We start from the raw sequence: 20,684 nt of genomic DNA, 5'->3' as shown, positions 1-20,684 counted from the left end.
TCATATTCTTGTTATCCGTGCTCCGATGGCGTTCAGTCGTCCTTCGATGTCCTGATAGCCGCGGTCTATCTGCTCGATGTTGTGGATGCGGCTGATGCCGTCGGCGCTCATGGCCGCGATGAGCAGTGCGATGCCGGCGCGGATGTCGGGTGAGGTCATGTTGCCGCCGTGCAGGCGGAAGGCGCGGTTGTGCCCGATGACCACGGCACGGTGGGGGTCGCAGAGGATGATCTGTGCTCCCATGTCTATCAGTTTGTCCACGAAGAACAGGCGGCTCTCGAACATCTTCTGATGGATGAGCACACTGCCCTTGGCCTGTGTGGCCACGACGAGCATCACACTCAGCAGGTCGGGGGTCAGTCCCGGCCAGGGCGCATCGGCAATGGTCATGATGGAACCGTCGATGAACGACTCTATCTCGTACGTCTCCTGTGCGGGCACGTAGATGTCATCGCCCTGCTGCTCCAGGCGGATGCCCAGGCGGCGGAAACACTGGGGAATGATGCCCAGGTTCTCGTAGGACACGTTCTTGATGGTCAGCTCGCTGGCCGTCATGGCAGCCATGCCGATGAAGCTGCCCACTTCAATCATGTCGGGCAGGATGGTGTGCTCCGTGCCGTGCAGTTCCTTCACCCCTTCGATGGTGAGCAGGTTCGAGGCGATGCCGGTTATCTTGGCGCCCATGCGGTTCAGCATGCGGCAGAGCTGCTGCACATAGGGTTCGCAGGCGGCATTGTAGATGGTTGTCTTGCCCTCGGCCAGTACGGCGGCCATGACGATGTTGGCCGTACCCGTCACGGAAGCTTCGTCTAGCAGCATGTAGGTACCTTTCAGCCGGTCGGCCGTTATCTCGAACGTGCCGGCCGCTTCGTTGTAGCGGAAGTCGGCTCCCAGGTTCTGTATGCCGATGAAGTGCGTGTCCAGCCTCCGGCGTCCTATCTTGTCGCCTCCCGGCTTGGATATGATGGCTTTGCCGAACCGGGCCACCATGGGACCCACCAGCATCACCGAACCGCGCAGGCTGGAACATTTCTTCAGGAACTCCTCGCTTTCCAGGTAGGCCGTATCGATGCGTGCCGCCTGAAAGGTGTAGGTGTCGATTCCTGTTTTTGAAACGTCTACTCCCATGTCGCGCATCAGCTGTATCAGGTTGTTCACGTCCAGAATGTTGGGCACGTTGTGTACGGTCACTTTTTCTTCGGTGAGCAGCGTGGCGCAGATGATTTGCAGCACTTCGTTCTTGGCTCCTTGCGGATGGATGTCTCCTGCCAGCCGATGTCCGCCTTCGATGATGAATGATGCCATGATGGTCAGATTTTAGGGGTGTGTTGGTCGATTCCTTCGCCCGTATGCGGGCAGAATCAATATTTCTTTTTCTTGTTGTTGCGGTTGTTATTGTTGTTCTGCATGTTGGCTTTGACGGGCTTGAAATAGAGGTCGATGCGTTCGGCCATCAGCTTCAGGATTTCGTCTGTCATCTGCAGTTTGCCGCTCGACAGCTCATACAGGTCGTCCGCTATCTTACGGTCGTCCACCGTGTCCTTGTTCCATGTCATGTAGTCCTTTTTCATGTGGTTGCAGATAAGGGCTACCAGATTCTGCTTCTCGTCGCCTTCGGGAAATTCGCAAGCCTTCTGGATCAGCACTTCCAGCGTGCGGCCATAGTGGCGGTAACGGATTTTGGTGCAGGGATAGGGCACGGGTTCGGGTTTGGAAGCGAGGTTGTTCTGGGGAATGATTTCGAACGGGTAGTCGATGTCCAGCTTGAAGTCGGACATGATGGCCAGGTGGTCCCACAGCTTGTGCTTGAAGTCGGGCACATCGCGCAGGTGCGGAAACATGCCTCCCATGATGTTGATGATGGTGTTGGCACAACGCTGGCGTTCGGCACGGTCTTCGATGGTCAGTGCATGGTCTACCATGTTCTGGATGCTGCGGCCATATTCGGGCAGGGGCATCCGTTTCTGTTGGGTGTTATATTGCATATATTCAGTTAAATTTTCAGTTAAATTATCCGTTCAGCAGATTTTTGGGCTTGCCTGCCACGAATTCCTTCAGGTAGAAGGGCTCGAAGTAGGCAACGTCTTCGAATTTCTCTTCGGCGATGGCTTTCTCGGCCAGGGGGAACATCATGCTGGCCAGGGGGCGGATGCCGTCGATGAAATGGGCATTGGGATGCGTAATCTTTTCCTTGCACTTGGCGGCGCCGTCACCGAAGAAGTAAACGGGGTGCCGGTCGAGGAATTCGCGGTACGAGTTTTCGTCCACGATATCGGCGGCGATGTCGCGCACGGGCCTCAGTGCACGGTCGTAGACGGCGGCATAGACTTCCATGCGGCGGGCGTCTATCATGGGGCACAGCAGGGCATCGTCGGGCAGCTCGTCGTGATAGAGCAGCACCGGTACACACTGTACCTTCAGCGTGGGCAGACCGATGAGTTTCAGGTTGCGCCCGTAGCACACGCCCTTGGCCATGGACACACCGATGCGCAGGCCTGTGTACGACCCCGGTCCGCAGCTCACGGCCACCGCGTCCAGCGGCATGGCATGGCTGTCGGCAAAAGACAATGCTTCGTCTACAAAAACTCCCAGTGATACGGCATGCGAAGGGCCGTTCAAGTCTTCCTTTTTGAACACTACCTGCCCGTCTTCGCTCACGGCTACCGAGCAGGCGGAAGTGGATGTTTCAATATGCAGGATACATGACATAGTTACAATTCATCTTTTTTAATCAGCTGACAAATTTACGTGATTATTTTCAGTAATTAAAAATAATCGTGTAATTTTGCACAAAACTTAAGAAGCATTATGATACAATCGATGACGGGATATGGCAAAGCCATTGTGGAATTGCCCGATAAAAAGATAAATGTTGAGATAAAGTCGCTTAACAGCAAGGCGATGGACTTGTCGGCACGCATTGCGCCTGCCTATCGAGAAAAAGAAATGGAAATCCGCAACGAGATAGCCCGCGTGCTGGAGCGTGGCAAGGTGGATTTCAGCCTTTGGGTGGAGAAGAAGGATGCCGAGCAGCTGGCCACTCCCATCAATCAGGAACTGGTGGCCGCTTATTACCACCGCATCAAGGAAATTTCTTCTGCTACAGGCATTCCCGAGCCGGAAGACTGGTTCGGTACCTTGCTCCGCTTGCCGGACGTGATGACCAAGACCGAGACTCAGGAGCTGAGCGAAGAAGAGTGGCAGGTGGCCCATGCGGCTGTCGAAGAAGCCCTGAACCATCTGGTGGACTTCCGCAAGCAGGAAGGGGCAGCGCTCGAAAAGAAATTCCGTGAGAAAATATCCAACATCGCCCATCTGCTCGAAACGGTGGAACCCTACGAAAAGGAACGCGTAGGAAAAATAAAGGACCGCATTGTCGACGCGCTTGAGAAGACCATCAGCGTGGATTACGACAAGAACCGTCTGGAACAGGAACTCATCTATTACATCGAGAAGCTGGACATCAACGAAGAGAAGCAACGCCTCAGCAATCATCTGAAATATTTCATCAGCACCTTGGAAAACGGTAGCGGACAGGGCAAGAAGCTGGGCTTCATCGCACAGGAGATGGGGCGCGAAATCAATACCTTGGGCAGCAAGTCCAATCATGCTGAAATGCAGAAGATTGTGGTGCAGATGAAGGATGAGCTGGAGCAAATCAAGGAGCAAGTTTTGAACGTAATGTAATTTAAGTTTCGCATATAACACTTTCCTGGAAGTTAAGAAGTTATAGAAGTTATCACTTCGCTTTGCTCTGTTAGAAGTCAAAGCCAATAGTCTTGTAAAAGGGAAAATTGACAAACAGGTCTATCGGCTTTTAACTTCTAAGCCTACATCAGTGGGCGATAACTTCTTCTAACTCCTTTAACTCCTGCAAGTTTCGCACTTGCGGAACTTGAGTTCTTAATTTTTAGTTCTTCATTATTTTATGGGTAAACTGATTATCTTTTCCGCCCCGTCAGGTTCGGGCAAATCGACCATCATCAACTATCTGCTGACGCAGAACCTGAACCTGGCCTTTTCCATTTCAGCCACCAGCCGTCCGCCGCGCGGTACGGAGCGCGATGGCGTGGAGTATTTCTTCCTTTCGCCCGAAGAATTCCGCCGTCGCATTGCTGAGGGTGAGTTTCTGGAGTACGAAGAGGTCTATCACGACCGCTTCTACGGCACGTTGAAGTCGCAGGTCGAAAAGCAGCTGGCTGCCGGACAGAATGTGGTGTTCGACGTCGATGTGGTAGGCGGATGCAACATCAAGAAGTTTTACGGCGACCGTGCCTTGTCAGTCTTTATTCAGCCGCCTTCGGTCGAAGAGTTGCGCAAGCGCCTGGTGGGCCGTGGTACCGATGCGCCCGAAGTCATCGAGGACCGTGTGGCCAAGGCTGCTTACGAAATGTCCTTCGCTCCGAAGTTCGACAAGATTATTGTGAACGACGACCTGGAAACGGCCAAAGCCGAGGCACTAGAAGTAATCACCCAATTCCTGAAGGCATGACGAAAGATTACAACGGAAAGAATTTCTCGCGCAAGATGAACAAGTGGCTGCTGGCTGTCAACGTTATTTTGCTGGTGTGCGCCGTGTATCTGCTCATTGCCAATATAAAGTATGAGGAATACACTACGGCGATAGCCATGGGGCTTGTTGGGATCGTTTCTATTGCGAACGGTACCCTTGCTTTCCTTCGCCTGAAGGGAAAGAAAATCTGATACGCGCCTATGGATATCGGTATTTTCAGCGGTTCGTTCAACCCCATCCACGTCGGCCATCTGGCCCTGGCCAATTACCTCTGCGAGTTTGGCGGGCTGGATGAATTGTGGTTTTTGGTCACTCCCCGCAATCCTTTCAAGGTGGGGCAGGACCTGTTGCCCGATGCCTTGCGGCTGGAGCTGGTGCAACTGGCCGTAGAGGGTTATCCCAAGTTCCGTGCTTCCGATTTCGAATTCCATTTGTCCCAGCCTTCCTATACCATCCATACGTTCGACCGCCTGAAGGAAGTCTATCCCCAACACACGTTTCATTTGATTATCGGGTCAGACAACTGGCACTCCTTCTCACGCTGGTATCAGTCCGAGCGCCTGTTGGCCGAGAATCCTATCCTGATTTATCCCCGTTCGGGTTATCCTGTCGAAGTTTCCTCCTTGCCTTCCCGTGTACGTCTGGTTGATTCGCCGGTACTCGAAATCAGTTCTACCTTTATCCGCGAGTCCATCGAGGCCGGGAAAGATGTGCGCTATTTCCTTCATCCCCGTGTATACGAACGGCTGATGCAGGAATGAAGCCTGGAGGTTACAGGCCGAACAATTCTTCCACCGCTGCTGCCACTCCGTCTTCATCATTGCTCAGGGTGATGTAGTCTGCCGCCTGTTTCACGGGTTCCTGTGCATTGGCCATGGCTACACCCATACCGGCAAATTTAATCATACTGAGGTCATTGTAACCGTCGCCCATGGCTACCATCGCTTTGCGCGTCAGTCCCAGCTTGTCCAGCAGTACGGACAAGGACTGTGCTTTGTCGATGCCCATCGGTACCAGCTCCAGGAAGTAAGGTTCCGAGCGGTAGACGCTGATCTGTCCCTGCAGGCGGAGCGATAGTTCGGTTTCGGTCCGTATCAACCGGTCGGGATCGCCTACGATGAGACATTTGGGCAGGGGGCGGGGAGCCGCTTCCAGAAAATCGTCCACGGCGCGTATCTTCATCCGGTTGAGGAATGCTTCCTTATGGACATATTCGTTGTCAGGATTTTCGGTCAGGATGTATTCGTTGTCGTAGGTCAGGATGGCCTGGTTGTTGCGGACGGCGGCTGTATAAAGTACCGGCAATACGTCGTCTGGCAACAGGTTCTTGTAGAGCAGGCGTCCTGTACCCCATTCGATGATTTCGCCACCGTTATAGGACAGGATGAAACCACCGTATTCTTTCATGTGCAGGGCATCGGCCAGCGGGGCGATGCCGAATGTGGGTCGGCCCGAAGCCAGTACCAGGCGGACACCGTTCTGCTGGAGGCGGAGCAGAGTTTGTAGGTTGCGTGGAGAAATCTCTTTTTTCGAGTTGGTCAGGGTGCCGTCCAGGTCGAGGACGAGCAGGTGATATTTCTGTTTCATTTTGAGGTTTCTGTCTTGTTGTTAGCGGTTGCAAAGATAGTGATTTCTCCGTATGCTTGTTTTTTTATTGAAGATGAAAAAATAAATGACCCGACCGTGAGCAAATGTCTTTCAGATTTGTTGTTATTGTCAGTGATGGAAGCCGGCATCCGTCATCATCTTTTCCCAATGAATAAAAAATAAGACGACGTATGGAAAACAAAGAATTATATGAAGCTCCAGTATGCACAGTCATCGAGATGGAAGCACAGCAGATCGTTTGCGCCAGTAGTATGCACGAAGGCTTTAATGAATACCCTTATGAATGGTAAAACAGCAACAATTATGAAATCAATTTTATATATAGTGGCTTTGGTCACGCTTATGGTGGCTTGTACAGAAGACGAACAGTTGGACAACATACTGCCGGACAACAAAGTACGGATGGAGTTTTATGCTACTGCAGATGCCTCTACACGCACCGTGTTGGTGGATAACAATGCCGTAAACTGGTTGGCAGGAGACAAGATTTCCTTGTTCGATCCGTCGGGTGCCAACAATGAGTTTTCTACAGCAGAGGGCGGTTCGTCTGTAACCTATACCGGTAGGGCTGCCCAAGCCGGAGGGACTTACTATGCGCTATATCCTTATGATAAGGATAGTAAAATTGCGGGAAGTATTGTGACCACCACCTTGCCTGCCTTGCAGTCGGCACAGGACGGTAGTTTTGTTACGATGTTGAATCCTTCGGTTGCAATGGCCGACGCACAACAGAATCTTTATTTCAGGAATGTGTGTGCGCTGGTAAAGTTCACATTGGACAGCAATATCCACGAAACAATTGTAAAGGCAGTTTTCAGTGGGAACGGTGGAGAGGTATTGGCTGGTACGTTGTCGATAGATGCCGCAGCTTCCGATCCGACGGCTGTTGCGGATGCCAGTTTCGGTGAGACGATGGTCGGACTGACGGGTACTTTGACTGCAGGGAATACTTATTACCTGGTCGTTGCGCCTGCCATACTGAACAATGGGCTGACACTCTCACTGTACAATGCTCAAGGAGATGTCTGGAAGAAGAAAGGTATCCGAAGAGCAACTCTGGCCGCTGGAGGCATTCTGGACTTGGGAGTTGTGACTCCCGGTTCGTTTACTCCTGCAAACGGTTATCAGGTGACAGAAGACGGAGTATATCACATCTATAATGCCGAAGGACTCCTTTATTGGGCCTCACAAACTGATGCGTTGAAGACAAGCGTTGTATTGGAAGACGACATTGACTTGCAGGGTATAACTTGGAAACCGCTGGGCAGCAATATGGATACGGACGGCTATTCGGGCGATTTCGACGGAAACGGCAAATATATCTGTAACCTGGCCATAACCGATGATGCAAGCAGTGTAGGCTTCTTCGGTGGCTTGGCCGAGGGTTCGAAGGTGCATGATGTCAAGTTTTCCAATGCGTCCGTAACCGGTAGCAATACCTCTTATGTGGGGGTAGTGGCAGGTACCAGTTTGGGCATGATTGAAGATTGCAATGTGCGTGGTTCTGTTGTGTCGGGGCAGTATGCCGGTGCCATTGTGGGAAACAACAGTGTACAGGTGAACAGGTGCAATGCGCTCGATGTGCAGGTCACTGCTACTTATAACGCCGGAGGCATTGCCGGTGCCAGTTATGGAAAGGTGGAGTATTGTACCTTGTCGGGCAGCAGCATCATCAAGGCAGAAGGTTCCAGTACATGTGCCGGAGGCATTGTCGGTACAACGGTAAAAGAAGGCGGTGTGCTTACCAGCGGCCGTCTGTTGAAATGTGCGGTCGACGGTGCGTTCATTTCGGGCAAATGGGCCGGTGGAATTGCGGGAGAAAACAGTTTTGGTGTTGTAGCCCAGTGTATAGCGAATATGGTAACTGTAACCCACAATTCTTCAGAATCGAGTACCCGTCTGGGAGGTGTCGTCGGATACAATACCCGTGGTGATGTGATAGCCAGTTACTCGGCCTATTCCCACATTGGAGGGCAGGGACTTTCTTCGGAAGCTATGGGGGGCATTGTGGGATATAGTAACAACAGTTCTGCCAATGTTTATGGATGTTATTCCACACACGTCTCGCTCTTGGGTACGGTAAGCGGTAATGAATCGGGGATAGGAACCATTGCCGGATACACTACAGGTCATGTGATCTCCTGTTATGCTGTTTTGGTCAATGATGAGACAAGCGTTGCTCTCGTAGGGAAATATAGCTCATATGCTCCGGATCATTGTGTGGAGGCCGGCAGTACTGACTATCAGACGTTGGTGACTGGGGTTGGCAATCTTACGGCCGACGACGGTTCCGTCTGGGAAGCCGGCAAAATATGGGATTTGACCGCTTCGGGTGCTCCCACCATTGTGTCGGCTTATATATGCAATCCTCCTGATACTCAACCTTAACAGTATAAAGAATGCCCCCACTGCCAGGCCTGGCGGTTGGAGGCATTTATTTTTCATTTGTTTCCTTGAAGGTTTATTCCAAGCATTCGTCCAGATCGTGTGCAAGCTGTTCTTTGTTCAGGTGTTGGCCGATGAAGACAATCTTTTGCATGCGGTCGCCGTATTTCTCGTCCCAGTCGCGCAGCAGGCCGGGCTCCTGTTTCATCAGCTGGATAAGGTCTTCTTCGGGAGCGGTGGCATACCATTGTCCGGCTTCGGTGAGCTGTTTCTGTACACCAGCCTGTTCGAAGAGATAGGACATGTCGCGGTTGTGGCTGAAGTAGCATACCCCTTTGGCGCGGATAATGTTTTTCGGCCAGCGGGTAGCGATGAAGTGATCCAGCTTGTGGATGTCGAAAGCAGGCCGGCGGTAGTACACAAAGGTCCCGATGCCATATTCTTCCACCTCCCCTCCTTCGTGCTCGTGGTGATGGTGGTGGTGATGGCCGTCTTCATGTTCATGTTCGTGTCCGTGGTGATGACTGCCGTGGGCATGCGCTTCGCGTTCTTCTTCTTCCGTTGCGGCCCGTTCTATCTCACGGATCCAGCCGGCCGAGGTCGCAGCCCTTTCAAAGTTGAACAGATGTGTGTCGAGCAGTTTCTCCAGCGGTACGTCGGCATAGTTGCATTCGATGATTTCGGCTGAGGGTTGCAGGGTGCGGATGATTTTCTTGATGCGTCCCAGTTCTTCGGGTTTCACTTCGGCCGCTTTGTTCAGCAGAATGATGTTGCAGAACTCTATCTGCTGGATGATGAGGTTTTCGATGTCTTCCTCGTCCAGTTCCTTGCGGGTCAGGCTGTCACCACAGGCAAACTCGCTTTGCAGGCGCAGGGCGTCCACTACACTCACCAGGCAGTCCAGGCGGCAGATGCCGTGGCGGGTATAGGCATCCCCCAGACGGGGAATGGAGCAGAGCGTTTGTGCGATGGGTTCGGGCTCGCAGATGCCGCTGGCTTCGATGACGATGTAGTCAAATCGTTCGGTGCGCATCAATTCGTAAACCTGTTCGATGAGGTCAGCCTTCAGGGTACAGCAGATACAGCCGTTCTGCAGGGCTACGAGGCTGTCATCCTTCTGAGCTACGACACCGCCTTTCTGGATAAGGTCGGCGTCGATGTTCACTTCGCCGATGTCGTTTACGATAACGGCAAAGCGGATTCCCCGCTTATTGGCTAGAATGCGGTTTACCAAGGTTGTTTTGCCGCTGCCCAGATAGCCTGTGAGCAGCAGTATGGGAATTTCTTTTTGTTTCATGACGTATGGGTGTTCTTTTTGTTTTCGTAGAACAAAGATAGTGCAAACCGAGAGAAGTACAAAGTGAAAACGTAGTTTTCGACTTTTACTTCCGAGGTGCCGCCTATCTTATTCAAAGTAGTGCAAACCGAGAGAAGTACAAAGTGAAAACGTAGTTTTCGACTTTTACTTCCGAGGTGCCGCCTGCCTTCTGTGATGTGGGAGCAAAAAGAGGGTTATATGGCACAGCGCCATATAACCCTCATAAACAAAACAAACAAATGCTTATTCCCTGTATAAGCACTCCTAATAAATCGATTTAGCTTCGCTAAGCAGGGATGTATCACGTCTCACGACGTCTTTTCCCGGACCGTTGAAAGGTGTCCGGATATTGCATTTCCCGTTCAGAGCTTTTTCTCCGTCATGAACTTGTTGATGTGGCAGCGCAGGTTGTCGGTGGACACTCCCGTCTTGATGTGGCGGATGAAAGGTTGCAGGCTTTCGATGAACTCGGCCTTTACGATGTTGTCGCGTGTGATGTAGACGTTGTCCAGCCGCCGCCAGGCCAGCAGGGCTACGTCGTGGGCCGAGTCACACAGCTCTATCTGGCCGATGAACTCGTGGAGAGCCTCTACATTGGGGATGTAGCGGTATAGTTTCAGTTCTTCCTTGGTGAGCTTGGACACTTCTTCGGCTTCCTCCGGACTGACGGAAGGGACGCTGATGTGGTTGCCATAGATGTGCTGGGTGACGTGCGGGGCGGTGGCGGCAAAGATGACGCTTCCGCCGTAGACGTTGAACGTGTTCACGATTCTTCCGTCTTCACTTTCGGTTTTGATTGTTTCCATCGGGTTGGTTTGTTAGTGGATATTAATGAATATTCAATGATTCTTCAATCGTCCTTCAACCGTAGTTCAATGCCGGTCCGGACGCTTTGAGTGTTGATTTTTTTTATTGTAATTTTACGCTACAGTCAATCGGATTGTTAACCGTTAAACATTTGTCAGATGATAGACACAGTCATGTCTTTTTTTCAAGCTCCCATCCACAACAAGAGACCGGCGGGAGTATGTAGTGTACGTAGCCTGTATACCTATATTACAAGTAATTCTGCGTTGCGCGACCTGACTGCCCGGGTGAGGGAAGCCTCGACCGACGCAGCCGAGTTCCGGCGCCGGAAGGTAGCCCTGCTGCCTTATGTGACACCGGGCGGCGTCTTTTCCTATTGTAAAGAATCGTGTATCATTCATCCTTCCGGGCTGTTTGTGGTGGACATCGACCACCTGGCTTCGCCTGCCGAGGCGGCCGGCTGGCGCGACCGCCTGGCAGACGACGCCCTGCTGCGCCCCGATCTGACCTTTGTCAGTCCCAGCGGCAGTGGGGTGAAACTTTTCCTGTCCTATCGTCTGGCTCCCGACGATGTCCTTTCCGAAGCCTTCGCACGGGCCATGCGCACTGCCTGGGATTATCTGGAACTGACCTATGGCCTGCAGCCGGACCAGTCCAACAAGGACCTGTGCCGTGCCTGCCTGCTGGCCTATGACGCGGATGCCCGGCTCCGGCAGCCGGACAAGCAGGGAGGCTAGACTGCCCCCCAAAAAAAGAATAACCCTCAACTCTCAACCCTCAACCCTCAACTCTCAACTCTCCTATGGATTCACTCGAAGCATTGCAGCGCCTGACAGACGCTGTTGAAACCGCAGGGGCCGATATTGCCCCTACCTATCAGGAATACATGCCACTGGCTTTTGCCGTGGCCAACAGTTGCGGCGAGGCCGGCCGCAGTCTTTTTCATCGCCTGTGCCGTCTTTCGGCCAAGTACCGCCAGGCCGAAGCCGACCGTCTGTATGACCAGGCCCTCAAGGGCGGCCGGGGACAGAACTCGCTGGGCACCGTCTTCCATCTGGCGGAGCGGGCCGGTGTGAAGCTGGAGGCCAAACTTTCAAACTTTCAGACTTTCCTGCCGTCTACGTACACACACGCGCCCGCGAGCGGACCGGATACCGCTGTCGGCAGCCGCCTGTCCGAAGCCGGCGGCACGGAGGGTTCGCTGCCTGCCTTTCCCGTCCATGCCTGGCCGCGCTTTCTGAGGCAGATGGTGGACTGCGGCGAGACTCCCGCCCAACGCGACGCGCTGTTGCTGGGCGGACTCACCGTCATCGGTTCCACGCTCAACAACCTGTTGTGCTTTGCCTACGGCAAGAAGATGAAATATCCCTGCCTGCAGACGTTTGTCATCGCTCCGCCCGCTTCGGGCAAGGGTGTGGTGACCTGGACGCGCCGGCTGGCCGAACCCCTGCACGAAGCCTGCCTGGCTGCCTACCGCAAGGCGATGGAAAACTACCGCCGCGAGCATGCGCAGTGGGAATGCCTGGGCAAGGAGCGGGGCAAGACCGACGAGCCCCAGCGGCCACCCCTCAAGCTGTTCATCATCCCCGGCAACAACTCGGGCACGGGCGTGGTCGAGAATCTGATCGATGCCGGCGGGGTGGGGCTCATCTGCGAGGCCGAGGCCGATACCGTCAGCTCGGCCATCGGGGCCGACTACGGTCATTGGAGCGACACGTTGCGCAACTGTTTCGACCACGAAAGGCTGGCCTTCAACCGCCGTACCAACCACGAGTACCGTGAGTGCGGGCGCTCGTTTCTCAGTGTGCTGCTCAGCGGCACGCCCGCCCAGGTGGAACCGCTCATTCCTTCGGCCGAAAACGGTCTCTTTTCCCGACAGCTGTTCTATAACATGCCTTCCATCGGCGAATGGGTGGACCAGTTCGACGAGACCGGTGCCGACTATGATCGCCGTTTCGCTGCCTGGGGGAGGCAATGGGAACACCTGCTTACGGCCATACGCGGGGTGGTGGACAACGTCTGTTTCGAGCTGACCGCCGTCCAGCGCGACCGTTTCAACCGCTGTCTGGCCGCGCTTTTCAGTCGGGCAGGCATGGCCCACGGCGACGCCATGAAGAGTTCGGTGGCACGTATTGCCGTCAATCTGTGCCGCCTGATGGGCGTAGTGGCACTGCTGCGTGCACTGGATTCTTTGTTGCCGCCTGTCGGGGAAGCCGACAATCTGCCGCCTGCCGGCGGGAGTGCTGCGGAACTGACACGCCGCCTGCTGGCCTGCGAGGGGTTGCGTCCGCATCCTTCCGTGCCGGCCGAAAACGTGGCCGACGGCGTGGTGTCGCGGTTGCTGCTTTCCATCGGCGATGCCGACTTCGAGGCGGTATTGTCGATGGCGGGGCCGCTCTACAGCCATGCCTGTCATGTGCTGTCACTGCTGCCTTCGTCTGCTGTCCGTTCTTCGGGTCCGGTGGGGCCCGAGGCTCTGTTCGACCGTCTGCCTCCGCGCTTTACCCGTAGGGAGGCCCTTGACGAGGCCGTCCGTATGGGTACGCCGGAAAGCACCGTCGATACCCTGCTGCGCCGCTACACCGAGCGCGGCCTGCTGCTGAAGACCGGCCGCGGCGAGTACGAGTTCAGTTCGTTCGTGCGCTCGCGCGCATGCGTGTGAGGCCGTCCGGAAAGATTGAAAGTTTGAAAGTTTTTTTCTCCAGTTGGCCGGTTGTTTTTCCCCAACTGGGGAAAAATGCGCCCATCCCCCCCCTGACATTTAATATTTTATATTTAATATTTCATTTTCATGTTCCGTCCCCTTTCCCTGTCCAAAAGCGACCTGGCCCGGCTGTATTTTCCCGAGGCATCGCAGGCGGTGGCTACCAACCACCTGATGCGCTGGATACATGGTTGTCCGCCCTTGATGGCCCAGCTCGAGGCTACCGGCTACAGCCGCTCGCAGAAGTGGTTCACCTCGCGCCAGGTGGCGCTCATCGTGGCCCATCTGGGTGAACCCTGAACCCACCGCAACCTGCCGTAACCCATAAGTGGGTTGGCAGCAGGCCGTATCTTTGCGGTGTAAACCTTTTAAAAACCGTTTTTTCTATGGCTATCAAAGTAAAAGCCCGTCAGACCAAACTGACGGTAGGCCCCTCGAAAGGGCAGTATCGGTTTGTGATGTCGACCGAAATCTACAGTACACTGAAGCAGGACAAGGTGGTGAGTGAAGCCGCCATCCGGTCGGGCATCTCGCGCGGCACCATCAATGCTGCCTGGGAGGCAATAGGCGATGTGATTCGCGCCTGGGCCACGGAAGGCCATTCGGTGGCCATACCCGGACTGGGAACCATGCGTTTCGGTCTACAGGCCACTTCGGTAGAGAATGTCGAGGATGTAAGCACCAGTCTCATCACGACCCGCAAGGTGATTTTCACGCCCAGCACCGAAATCAAGGACGAGCTGAAGAATACCTCCATCAACATTACTTGCTATGACAAGGACGGAAACGTCATCAAGCAGGTAGCCTCGGCCGATCCGGGCAACGTGGAGGGAAGCGGAACAACGACCGACCCCGACGGTGAAGACGGCGGCGGACAGGACGAAAGCCCGCTGTAACTTTAGCGGTTAGCGGTGAACGGTTAGCGATTAGCATACTAACCACTAACCACTAACCGCTAACCGCTAACCACTAACCACTAATCACTAACCACTAATCACTAACCACTAATCACTAACCCCTAACCACTAATTATGTCAAACACCACTACCCAGAAAATCACTTGGACTTCCATCGTGAAGGCCATCATCCAGGCAGCCATTGCCGCCCTGACGGCACTTGGCGTCACCAGTTGTTCACCTTTGATCCCCTTCTTGTCATGACCGACGACCGTTACCCGATGACCGTCCGCGGCGAGAAGGTGCCCACCGAGCGCACCCTCCTCGCCCGGATGGAGGACGGCGAGCTGATGCAGGGCGCCGACAGCGTGCGCTTCCTTGTACTCCACTGCTCCGCCACCCGCTGCACGCAGGACTATACCGCCCAGCAGCTGCTTCACGACCACCGTGCCCGCGGCTTCCGCACCGTGGGCTATCACTTCTACGTCCGTCGCGACGGAACCCTGACCCAGCACCGCGGCCTGCTCGAAGTGGGCGCCCACTGCCGTCCCTACAACCGCTGCTCCATCGGCATCTGCTACGAGGGCGGGCTCGACGCACAGGGCCGTCCGGCCGACACGCGCACCGCGGCACAGACCGGGCGGCTGCACGACCTCTTCGGCCGGCTGAAGCGGCTCTTCCCGCAGGCCGTAGTATGCGGCCACCGTGACCTGCCCGGCACCGCGCCTAAGGCCTGTCCGTGCCTGGATGCGTCGGCTGTGTTCGGCTGACCTCCATCCGGACAAAGTCCGGGCATACCTCGACCGCAGCTGCCAGCAGGTGGGGAATCTCGACAATCAGGTGCCGCTTGCGCGAACCGCGCATTTTCAGCAGCCGTCCTTCGTAACCGTCCAGCGGGCCGCCCACGATGGTGACCTGCGCTCCCAGGGCAGCGGGAGTCAGTTCGGCCGGTGTCAGGTAGCGGGGCGACGGTGAGGAGGCGACGGCATGCATGAAATGTTCCATGTCAGCGTCTGCCACCACCATACTTTTGCGATAGCCGCCACGTACGTACCGGTATTGGAGCGTAGGGATGGACTGGACCAGCGGGTCGAGTTCGGCACGTGTGGCACGGACAAACAGAAGATCGGGGAGGAAGGGGACCTGTCGGCGGACCTTTCTTCCCCGTATTTCTTTGAGCTGCCAGTGTAGGGGCGTGAATACTTCGAACCCTTTATCGGCAAGTTCCAGATAGGCCGGGTGGAGGCTGTTGGGGCGCTTCAGGTCGCGCATGACGTACCATTGCCTACGGGTACTCTGCAGGTGGTTCATGTCGGATAGGGATATACCTCTTAGTCCTATAATGCCTTGCAAATGCTTGGAATATAGTGGGTTAGATTGTTGTCTGCGCAAAGTTCGGCCCTGTGGCATCAGGCATTTGTGAGGAATGTTGCCTGTGTTTTGCTTATAGACATTTGTTTATATATAGTAGTGCAAAGGTAAAGGTATTTTTTGTAAAAAAGAAATAAATATATCGAATATATATTATATCGTTCCGGATTTATCCTTCCCCTTTCTTCCGTTTCAAGAAGTCGGTCGGGCTTTCTCCAAAGTATTCCTTGTAGCATTTGGTGAAGTAGGACGGCGAGCTGAACCCTACTTCGTACGTGATTTCGGAAACGGTCTTTTCCGTAGAAGCCAGCAGGAGGGAAGCCCGCTTGAGGCGGGCAATGCGCAACAGCTCATTGGGAGCATAGCCGCAGAGGGCTTTGGTCTTGCGGTAAAGCTGGACACGGCTCAGGCCTATCTGTTCGCCCAGTTCTTCCACACTCAGATTGGGGTCCGGCAGCTTTTGTTCAATCAGTTCCCGGAGCTTTTCCAGGAAGCCTTTGTCCACATCGGTTACAGCCGCTTTCTGTAACGGCTGGTTGCTCTTGTCGGAAAAGAAGTTCTGCAGGCGGTGGCGGTTGTCGATGAGGTTGCGCAGGCGCACCGTCAGCAGGCGGGCACTGAAGGGCTTGGAGATGTAGGAATCGGCACCACACTCGTAGCCTTTGATCTTCTGTTCGTCTACGGCATAGGCGGTGAGCATCATTACGGGAATGTGCGAAGTCTGCAGTTCCGACTTCAGACGGCGGCAACACTCCATACCGTCCATGACGGGCATCATGACGTCGCAGATGACTACATCGGGCACGTATTTCATGGCCAGACGGATGCCTTCCTGACCGTTGGCGGCTTCCAGTATGTTGTAGTCGTCCTGAAGGATGGAACGTACATAGTCGCGGATGTCCTGATTGTCGTCTATCACGAGTACGCTTTCCTTGTCTTCGGGAGAGGTGGCTGTGTCGGCTGTCTGCAGCGTTTCCTGGTCGGCGGCCAGCACGGCACCTTCTTTCAGGTTGGTCAATGCGGCACTTCGGGTGGTATCCGGGTCGATCATTCCTTTCTGGCAGACAGGCATTTCGATGGTGAAGCAGGTTCCCTGTCCCTCGGTGGTATCTACGTGGATGCTGCCGTGGTGCATTTCCACAAAGGCCTTTACCAGGGCCAGGCCGATACCCGAACCGGCGTGATGGACGTCTATCTGATAGAAGCTGTCGAAAATGTGCCGGACGTGTTCGGCGGGCATGCCTACACCCGTATCGGTCACCTGCAGGCGGAAAGCGGGTTCGCCTTCCTGGTTGAACAGCGCCAGACCGACGCTGATGCTACCGTTCTCGGGGGTGAACTTGAATGCGTTGGAGAGCAGGTTGTAGAGAATACGTTCCAGTTTCTCGGCATCGGCCGTAACGGTATAGTCGGCCTGTTCGTCGGCCGTGATGCGGAAGTGGATGTGCTTGCGGAAAGACAGTGTGCGGAAAGCGTCGGTCCACTCCAGCAGCGAGGTGCGCAGGTCGAACCGGCTGAGGCGGAGCTGGAGCTTTCCGTCCTCGAACTTGCGGAAGTCGAGTATCTGGTTGACGAGGCGTAGCAGTACGGTGACATTCTTGTGGACGATGTTGAGCAGGAAGCGCTCGTGTTCGTTCAGGTTGGGACTCTGCTGGAGCTGGTCCACGGGGTCGGCTATCAGGGTCAGAGGAGTGCGGAAATCGTGGGATACGTTGGTGAAGAAGGATAGCTTGGCATGTGTGGCGTCTTCCAGCTGCCGGGAGAGGGTGATGAGCTGGTCGCGTTGTTCTTCCAATTGTTGCTTTTGCCTGGACAGTTCGGAATTCAGCCGGTTTTTGGTCCAAAACGCGCGGACCACGAACACGAGCAAGGCGCCGACCAGTATCAGAATGACGATACAGGCATAAAGGAACATGCTCTGGGCGGAGTAGCGCAGCAGGAATGCGTCGAGCTGCTTGTTGAGTTTTTCTATTTTGTTGTCCAGCGTGCCGATGTGGGTCGTCTGCATCTGCATGATGCGGGCATTCTGCCGGTTGACCAGTGCGGTAGACAGAAGTGTCTCGTGCGGATAGTTCCGTCCTTCCAGAATGTCCATGGCTACCTGCACGACACGGTCGCCTCCGGTAGGGTAGATGAAGGTGGCGTCGAGTGTACCGTCTGCCACCATTTCCACTCCCATTCCTTCTCCGGAAAGTGCGTCCACACCGACAAAGAGCATATCCTTTTCACGGCCTTTTCGGACAGCCGCGTCGTGTGCGCCCGAAGCCATGCGGTCGTTGTGGGCGAAGACCAGATCGATACGGGGTTGCAGGGTGAGGATGGAGTCGAAGGCATGTTGGGCCGATTGTCTGAACCAGCCGGCATCGGCCTGGGCTATGAGGCGGATACCGGGTACGTCGGCCAGGGCGTCTGTCAGTCCCCGGTGACGGTCGCGTGCAGGAGTCGATCCTTGCAAGCCGGTGAGTTCTACGATATTGCCTTGGCCACGCAGCCGGCTGGCGATGTAGATGCCTATCTGGCGGCCCATTTCGTAATTGTCCGCGCCGATATAGGCGGTATAGTTCTCGGAGTTGATCTTGCGGTCGACCAGAACCACTGGAATCCCTTGCTTGTAGGCCTTTTCTACGACGGGAGCGATGGCATCGGCCTCATTGGGAGAGACGACTATCAGGTCGGCTTTTTCGCTGATGAAGTGTTCGATGTCGGCTATCTGGCGTTCGTTGTTGTCACCGGCCGAACGGATTTCCACTTGCACATCCGGGTAGAACAGGGCTTCCCGGCGTATTTCCTTGTTCATCTGGGTGCGCCACTCGTCGTCGCTGCACTGGGATACGCCGATTGTATAATGTTTGTTATTCTGTCTGCAGGCGGTACATAGCAGACAGAGGGTAAGGAGGACGGGAAGATAGTACAAGTGTTTCATGGAATTCCGTTCTTGCAGTTTGATGGTTACAAAGATACGGAAATTCCATGAAACAGGAATAATCAGGCCAGTCTTTCTGTCAATGTCTTGGGCAAGATGGGCATAGCTCCCTGTTGGGTGCAGACGTAAGCCGACGTTTCGACAGCCAGCCGGTGGGCTTCGGCCACGGAGCGTCCGCGAAGGATGGCCGAGGTAAAGGCTGCTGTAAACGAGTCGCCGGCGCCGACGGTGTCGGCCACCTGTACTTTCGGGGTCTCGACGAACGATACATGCCCTGGCGTAAAGACATAGCTGCCGTTGACGCCACATGTCAGAATGAGCATCTTCAGGTTGTACTTGGCCAGCAGAATCCAGCACTTGTCCTGAAGGTCGATGCCGGGATAACCGAACATACGGCTTACGGTTACAAGCTCTTCATCGTTTATTTTCAGTACATTGCAACGGCAGAAAGAGTCACACAAGATTTCTTTGCTGTAGAAACTCTGACGGAGGTTGATGTCGAATATCTTGAGCGTATCGGGGGCATCGGGCATGGCGTCGAGGAAACGGTGGATGGTCTGGCGGGAGACGATGCTGCGCTGTGCCAGCGAACCGAAGCAGACGGCATGAGTCTGACGGGCCAGTCCGTCCAGGGCTTGTGTGTAGGGGATATTGTCCCAGGCCACGCCTTCCTTGATGTCATAGCAGGGTACGCCTTCGGCGTCAAGTTCCACTTGTACCGTGCCTGTGGGGTAGGGAACGGTCTCTATCAGTCCGTACAGCTGTTTCTGACGGAAGTTATCCAAAATCTCGGCACCCAGTTTGTCCTGGCCGACGGCGCTTACGACACGGCTTTCCAAACCGAACTGAGAGACATGATAGGCAAAGTTGGCAGGGGCCCCGCCCAGTTTTTTCCCTTCGGGCAGCACATCCCAGAGTGCTTCGCCCATTCCGACTACGATTGGTTGACTGTTCATGGTTATTGTTGTTTATGTAGTTTCATATTGAATGTATAGGCTATCAGATAGAGTACGCCGACCGTCATGACAGCCACGGCACCACTCTGTCCGATGGCATCGCTGGCCACACCCATCAGCAGCGGGAAGACCGTACCGCCGAAAAGGCCCATGATCATCAGGCCCGAAACCTCGTTTTTCTGTTGAGGGACGGCAGTGAGAGCCTGGGCAAAGATAATGGGGAAGACGTTGGAGTTGCCGAAGCCGATGAGGGCGATGCATGTATAGATGACGTAGTGGGCGTCGGAAACAAGCAGACCGGCCATTGCAACGAGCATACACGCCACGCTGACAGCGAGGAAACGGCGTGCAGAGAGGTGTTGCAGTATGAAGGTTCCCAACAGACAGCCTGCCGTTCGGAAGATGAAATAGAGGCTTGTGGCAAAGCCGGCTTCATCGAGGGTCAGGCCCACCCGTTCCATCAGCAGCTTGGGAGCGGTCGTATTGGTACCCACGTCGATACCTACATGACAGACGATTCCCAAGAAACACAACAGGATGAAGGGATGGCCCAGCAGGCGCAGGCAGCCGGTAAAGCTGGATGCTTTGTCAGGTTGCTCTTCCTCGATGGGCGTGGATGACAGCCACAGGATGGCGATGACGGCTATCACCATATAGACGGGGAAGAGTACACGCCATCCCAGGCCGAAGGTGGGCATGGCTTGTGTGGCTCCCCACATGGCAATATAGGGGGCCAGGAAGGAAGCGATGGCTTTGACAAACTGTCCGAAGGTGAGCGAGCTGGCCAGACGGTCGCCTGTGATGATGTTGCTCAGCAGCGGGTTGAGTGAGGTCTGCATCAATGCATTGCCGATGCCCAGCAGAGAAAAGGAGCAGAGCATCAGTCCGTAGCTGTCGCCGAACAGGGGGAGTAACAGGGATACGGCAGTTACCACCAGACTCATGAGGACGGTCCGTTTTCTTCCGATGCGGTTCATCAGCATGCCTGTGGGAACGGAGAAGATGAGGAACCAGAAGAAAACGAGTGACGGGAAGATGTTGGCCTGCGAGTCCGTCAGACCCAGGTCGGCCTTTACATAATTGGATGCGATTCCCACCAGGTCTACAAAGCCCATGGCAAAGAAGCAGAGCATGACGGGAACCAGCCGTCCGTATTTTATTTGTTGTTTTGCAGTCATAAAAATACTTGTGTTAAAATGTTTT

The 20,684-nt window shown here is 54.6% G+C and carries 21 protein-coding genes; 11 read left to right on the top strand and 10 right to left on the bottom strand.

Features of this window, described 5'->3' with window-relative positions; translation table 11 throughout:
• From murA to tsaB, 3 genes are read right to left on the bottom strand one after another with little or no spacing between them, the layout of a single operon-like run.
• On the bottom strand, positions 1-1,305 hold the full coding sequence (gene murA / locus RDO88_RS07060; protein ID WP_307758707.1) for a UDP-N-acetylglucosamine 1-carboxyvinyltransferase: 1,305 nt from the start codon (positions 1,303-1,305) through the stop codon (positions 1-3).
• Positions 1,306-1,361: 56 nt separating this feature from the next.
• A complete protein-coding gene (locus RDO88_RS07055; RefSeq protein WP_307758706.1) occupies positions 1,362-1,985 on the bottom strand; it encodes a DUF4290 domain-containing protein in 624 nt (207 codons plus the stop codon).
• A gap of 25 nt (positions 1,986-2,010) precedes the next feature.
• Positions 2,011-2,709, bottom strand: a complete 699-nt coding sequence (gene tsaB, locus RDO88_RS07050) for a tRNA (adenosine(37)-N6)-threonylcarbamoyltransferase complex dimerization subunit type 1 TsaB (RefSeq protein ID WP_307758705.1) — start codon at positions 2,707-2,709, stop codon at positions 2,011-2,013.
• A gap of 99 nt (positions 2,710-2,808) precedes the next feature.
• Here tsaB and RDO88_RS07045 point away from each other — a divergent pair, with 99 nt between their 5' ends.
• The 4 genes from RDO88_RS07045 to nadD all read left to right on the top strand — a co-directional run bounded on the left by RDO88_RS07045 (position 2,809) and on the right by nadD (position 5,274).
• The gene (locus RDO88_RS07045; RefSeq protein WP_307758704.1) at positions 2,809-3,687 is read left to right on the top strand and encodes a YicC/YloC family endoribonuclease; all 879 of its coding nucleotides are present in this window, start codon (positions 2,809-2,811) and stop codon (positions 3,685-3,687) included.
• Between the two features lie 241 nt (positions 3,688-3,928).
• Positions 3,929-4,492: a guanylate kinase gene (gmk, locus tag RDO88_RS07040; RefSeq protein WP_307758703.1), complete on the top strand. Its 564-nt coding sequence runs from the start codon at positions 3,929-3,931 to the stop codon at positions 4,490-4,492.
• On the top strand, positions 4,489-4,704 hold the full coding sequence (locus tag RDO88_RS07035) for a hypothetical protein (RefSeq protein ID WP_307758702.1): 216 nt from the start codon (positions 4,489-4,491) through the stop codon (positions 4,702-4,704). The genes gmk and RDO88_RS07035 overlap by 4 nt, the downstream gene beginning before the upstream one ends.
• Before the next feature lie 9 nt (positions 4,705-4,713).
• A complete protein-coding gene (gene nadD, locus RDO88_RS07030) occupies positions 4,714-5,274 on the top strand; it encodes a nicotinate (nicotinamide) nucleotide adenylyltransferase (protein WP_307758701.1) in 561 nt (186 codons plus the stop codon).
• Between the two features lie 10 nt (positions 5,275-5,284).
• On the opposite strand, the gene RDO88_RS07025 is transcribed toward nadD, so the two are convergent.
• Positions 5,285-6,100 (bottom strand): Cof-type HAD-IIB family hydrolase, encoded by an 816-nt coding sequence (locus RDO88_RS07025; RefSeq protein ID WP_307758700.1) that lies wholly within the window; start codon positions 6,098-6,100, stop codon positions 5,285-5,287.
• Between the two features lie 324 nt (positions 6,101-6,424).
• Between RDO88_RS07025 and RDO88_RS07020 the strand changes: the two genes are divergently transcribed.
• A complete protein-coding gene (locus RDO88_RS07020; protein ID WP_307758699.1) occupies positions 6,425-8,509 on the top strand; it encodes a fimbrillin family protein in 2,085 nt (694 codons plus the stop codon).
• Positions 8,510-8,582: 73 nt separating this feature from the next.
• Here RDO88_RS07020 and RDO88_RS07015 read toward each other — a convergent pair whose 3' ends face one another.
• Positions 8,583-9,803 (bottom strand): GTP-binding protein, encoded by a 1,221-nt coding sequence (locus tag RDO88_RS07015; protein ID WP_307758698.1) that lies wholly within the window; start codon positions 9,801-9,803, stop codon positions 8,583-8,585.
• Between the two features lie 383 nt (positions 9,804-10,186).
• The gene (locus tag RDO88_RS07010) at positions 10,187-10,630 is read right to left on the bottom strand and encodes a hypothetical protein (protein ID WP_307758697.1); all 444 of its coding nucleotides are present in this window, start codon (positions 10,628-10,630) and stop codon (positions 10,187-10,189) included.
• Between the two features lie 159 nt (positions 10,631-10,789).
• Between RDO88_RS07010 and RDO88_RS07005 the strand changes: the two genes are divergently transcribed.
• From RDO88_RS07005 to RDO88_RS06980, 6 genes are all read left to right on the top strand, one after another.
• Entirely contained in the window at positions 10,790-11,368 is a 579-nt protein-coding gene (locus RDO88_RS07005) for a BT4734/BF3469 family protein (RefSeq protein ID WP_307758696.1), read from the top strand.
• A 65-nt stretch (positions 11,369-11,433) separates the two neighbouring features.
• Complete coding sequence (locus RDO88_RS07000) at positions 11,434-13,293, top strand: DUF3987 domain-containing protein (protein WP_307758695.1); 1,860 nt, start codon at positions 11,434-11,436, stop codon at positions 13,291-13,293.
• 129 nt (positions 13,294-13,422) lie between these two features.
• A complete protein-coding gene (locus tag RDO88_RS06995) occupies positions 13,423-13,635 on the top strand; it encodes a DUF4248 domain-containing protein (protein ID WP_307758694.1) in 213 nt (70 codons plus the stop codon).
• Positions 13,636-13,721: 86 nt separating this feature from the next.
• Positions 13,722-14,231 carry a DNA-binding protein gene (locus RDO88_RS06990; protein ID WP_307758693.1) on the top strand — a complete coding sequence of 170 codons (510 nt, stop codon included), beginning with the start codon at positions 13,722-13,724 and terminating at the stop codon, positions 14,229-14,231.
• Positions 14,232-14,366: 135 nt separating this feature from the next.
• Positions 14,367-14,495, top strand: a complete 129-nt coding sequence (locus RDO88_RS06985) for a smalltalk protein (RefSeq protein ID WP_307758692.1) — start codon at positions 14,367-14,369, stop codon at positions 14,493-14,495.
• Entirely contained in the window at positions 14,492-15,001 is a 510-nt protein-coding gene (locus RDO88_RS06980) for an N-acetylmuramoyl-L-alanine amidase (RefSeq protein ID WP_307758691.1), read from the top strand. The genes RDO88_RS06985 and RDO88_RS06980 overlap by 4 nt, the downstream gene beginning before the upstream one ends.
• Here RDO88_RS06980 and RDO88_RS06975 read toward each other — a convergent pair.
• The 4 genes from RDO88_RS06975 to RDO88_RS06960 all read right to left on the bottom strand — a co-directional run bounded on the left by RDO88_RS06975 (position 14,958) and on the right by RDO88_RS06960 (position 20,659).
• A complete protein-coding gene (locus RDO88_RS06975; RefSeq protein ID WP_307758690.1) occupies positions 14,958-15,542 on the bottom strand; it encodes a UpxY family transcription antiterminator in 585 nt (194 codons plus the stop codon). The genes RDO88_RS06980 and RDO88_RS06975 overlap by 44 nt on opposite strands.
• 229 nt (positions 15,543-15,771) lie before the next feature.
• Positions 15,772-18,525 carry a substrate-binding domain-containing protein gene (locus RDO88_RS06970; RefSeq protein WP_307758689.1) on the bottom strand — a complete coding sequence of 918 codons (2,754 nt, stop codon included), beginning with the start codon at positions 18,523-18,525 and terminating at the stop codon, positions 15,772-15,774.
• A gap of 62 nt (positions 18,526-18,587) precedes the next feature.
• Positions 18,588-19,481, bottom strand: coding sequence for a PfkB family carbohydrate kinase (locus tag RDO88_RS06965; RefSeq protein WP_307758688.1), 894 nt, complete (start codon positions 19,479-19,481; stop codon positions 18,588-18,590).
• Positions 19,482-19,483: 2 nt separating this feature from the next.
• Positions 19,484-20,659, bottom strand: coding sequence for an MFS transporter (locus RDO88_RS06960; protein WP_307758687.1), 1,176 nt, complete (start codon positions 20,657-20,659; stop codon positions 19,484-19,486).
• Between the last annotated feature and the right edge of the window lie 25 nt (positions 20,660-20,684).

Source organism: uncultured Mediterranea sp. (genome assembly GCF_902493215.1).
GTDB lineage: Bacteria > Bacteroidota > Bacteroidia > Bacteroidales > Bacteroidaceae > Bacteroides.
The sequence above is the reverse complement of the archived record's forward strand: the minus strand, read 5'-3'. Positions and strand labels throughout refer to the sequence as shown.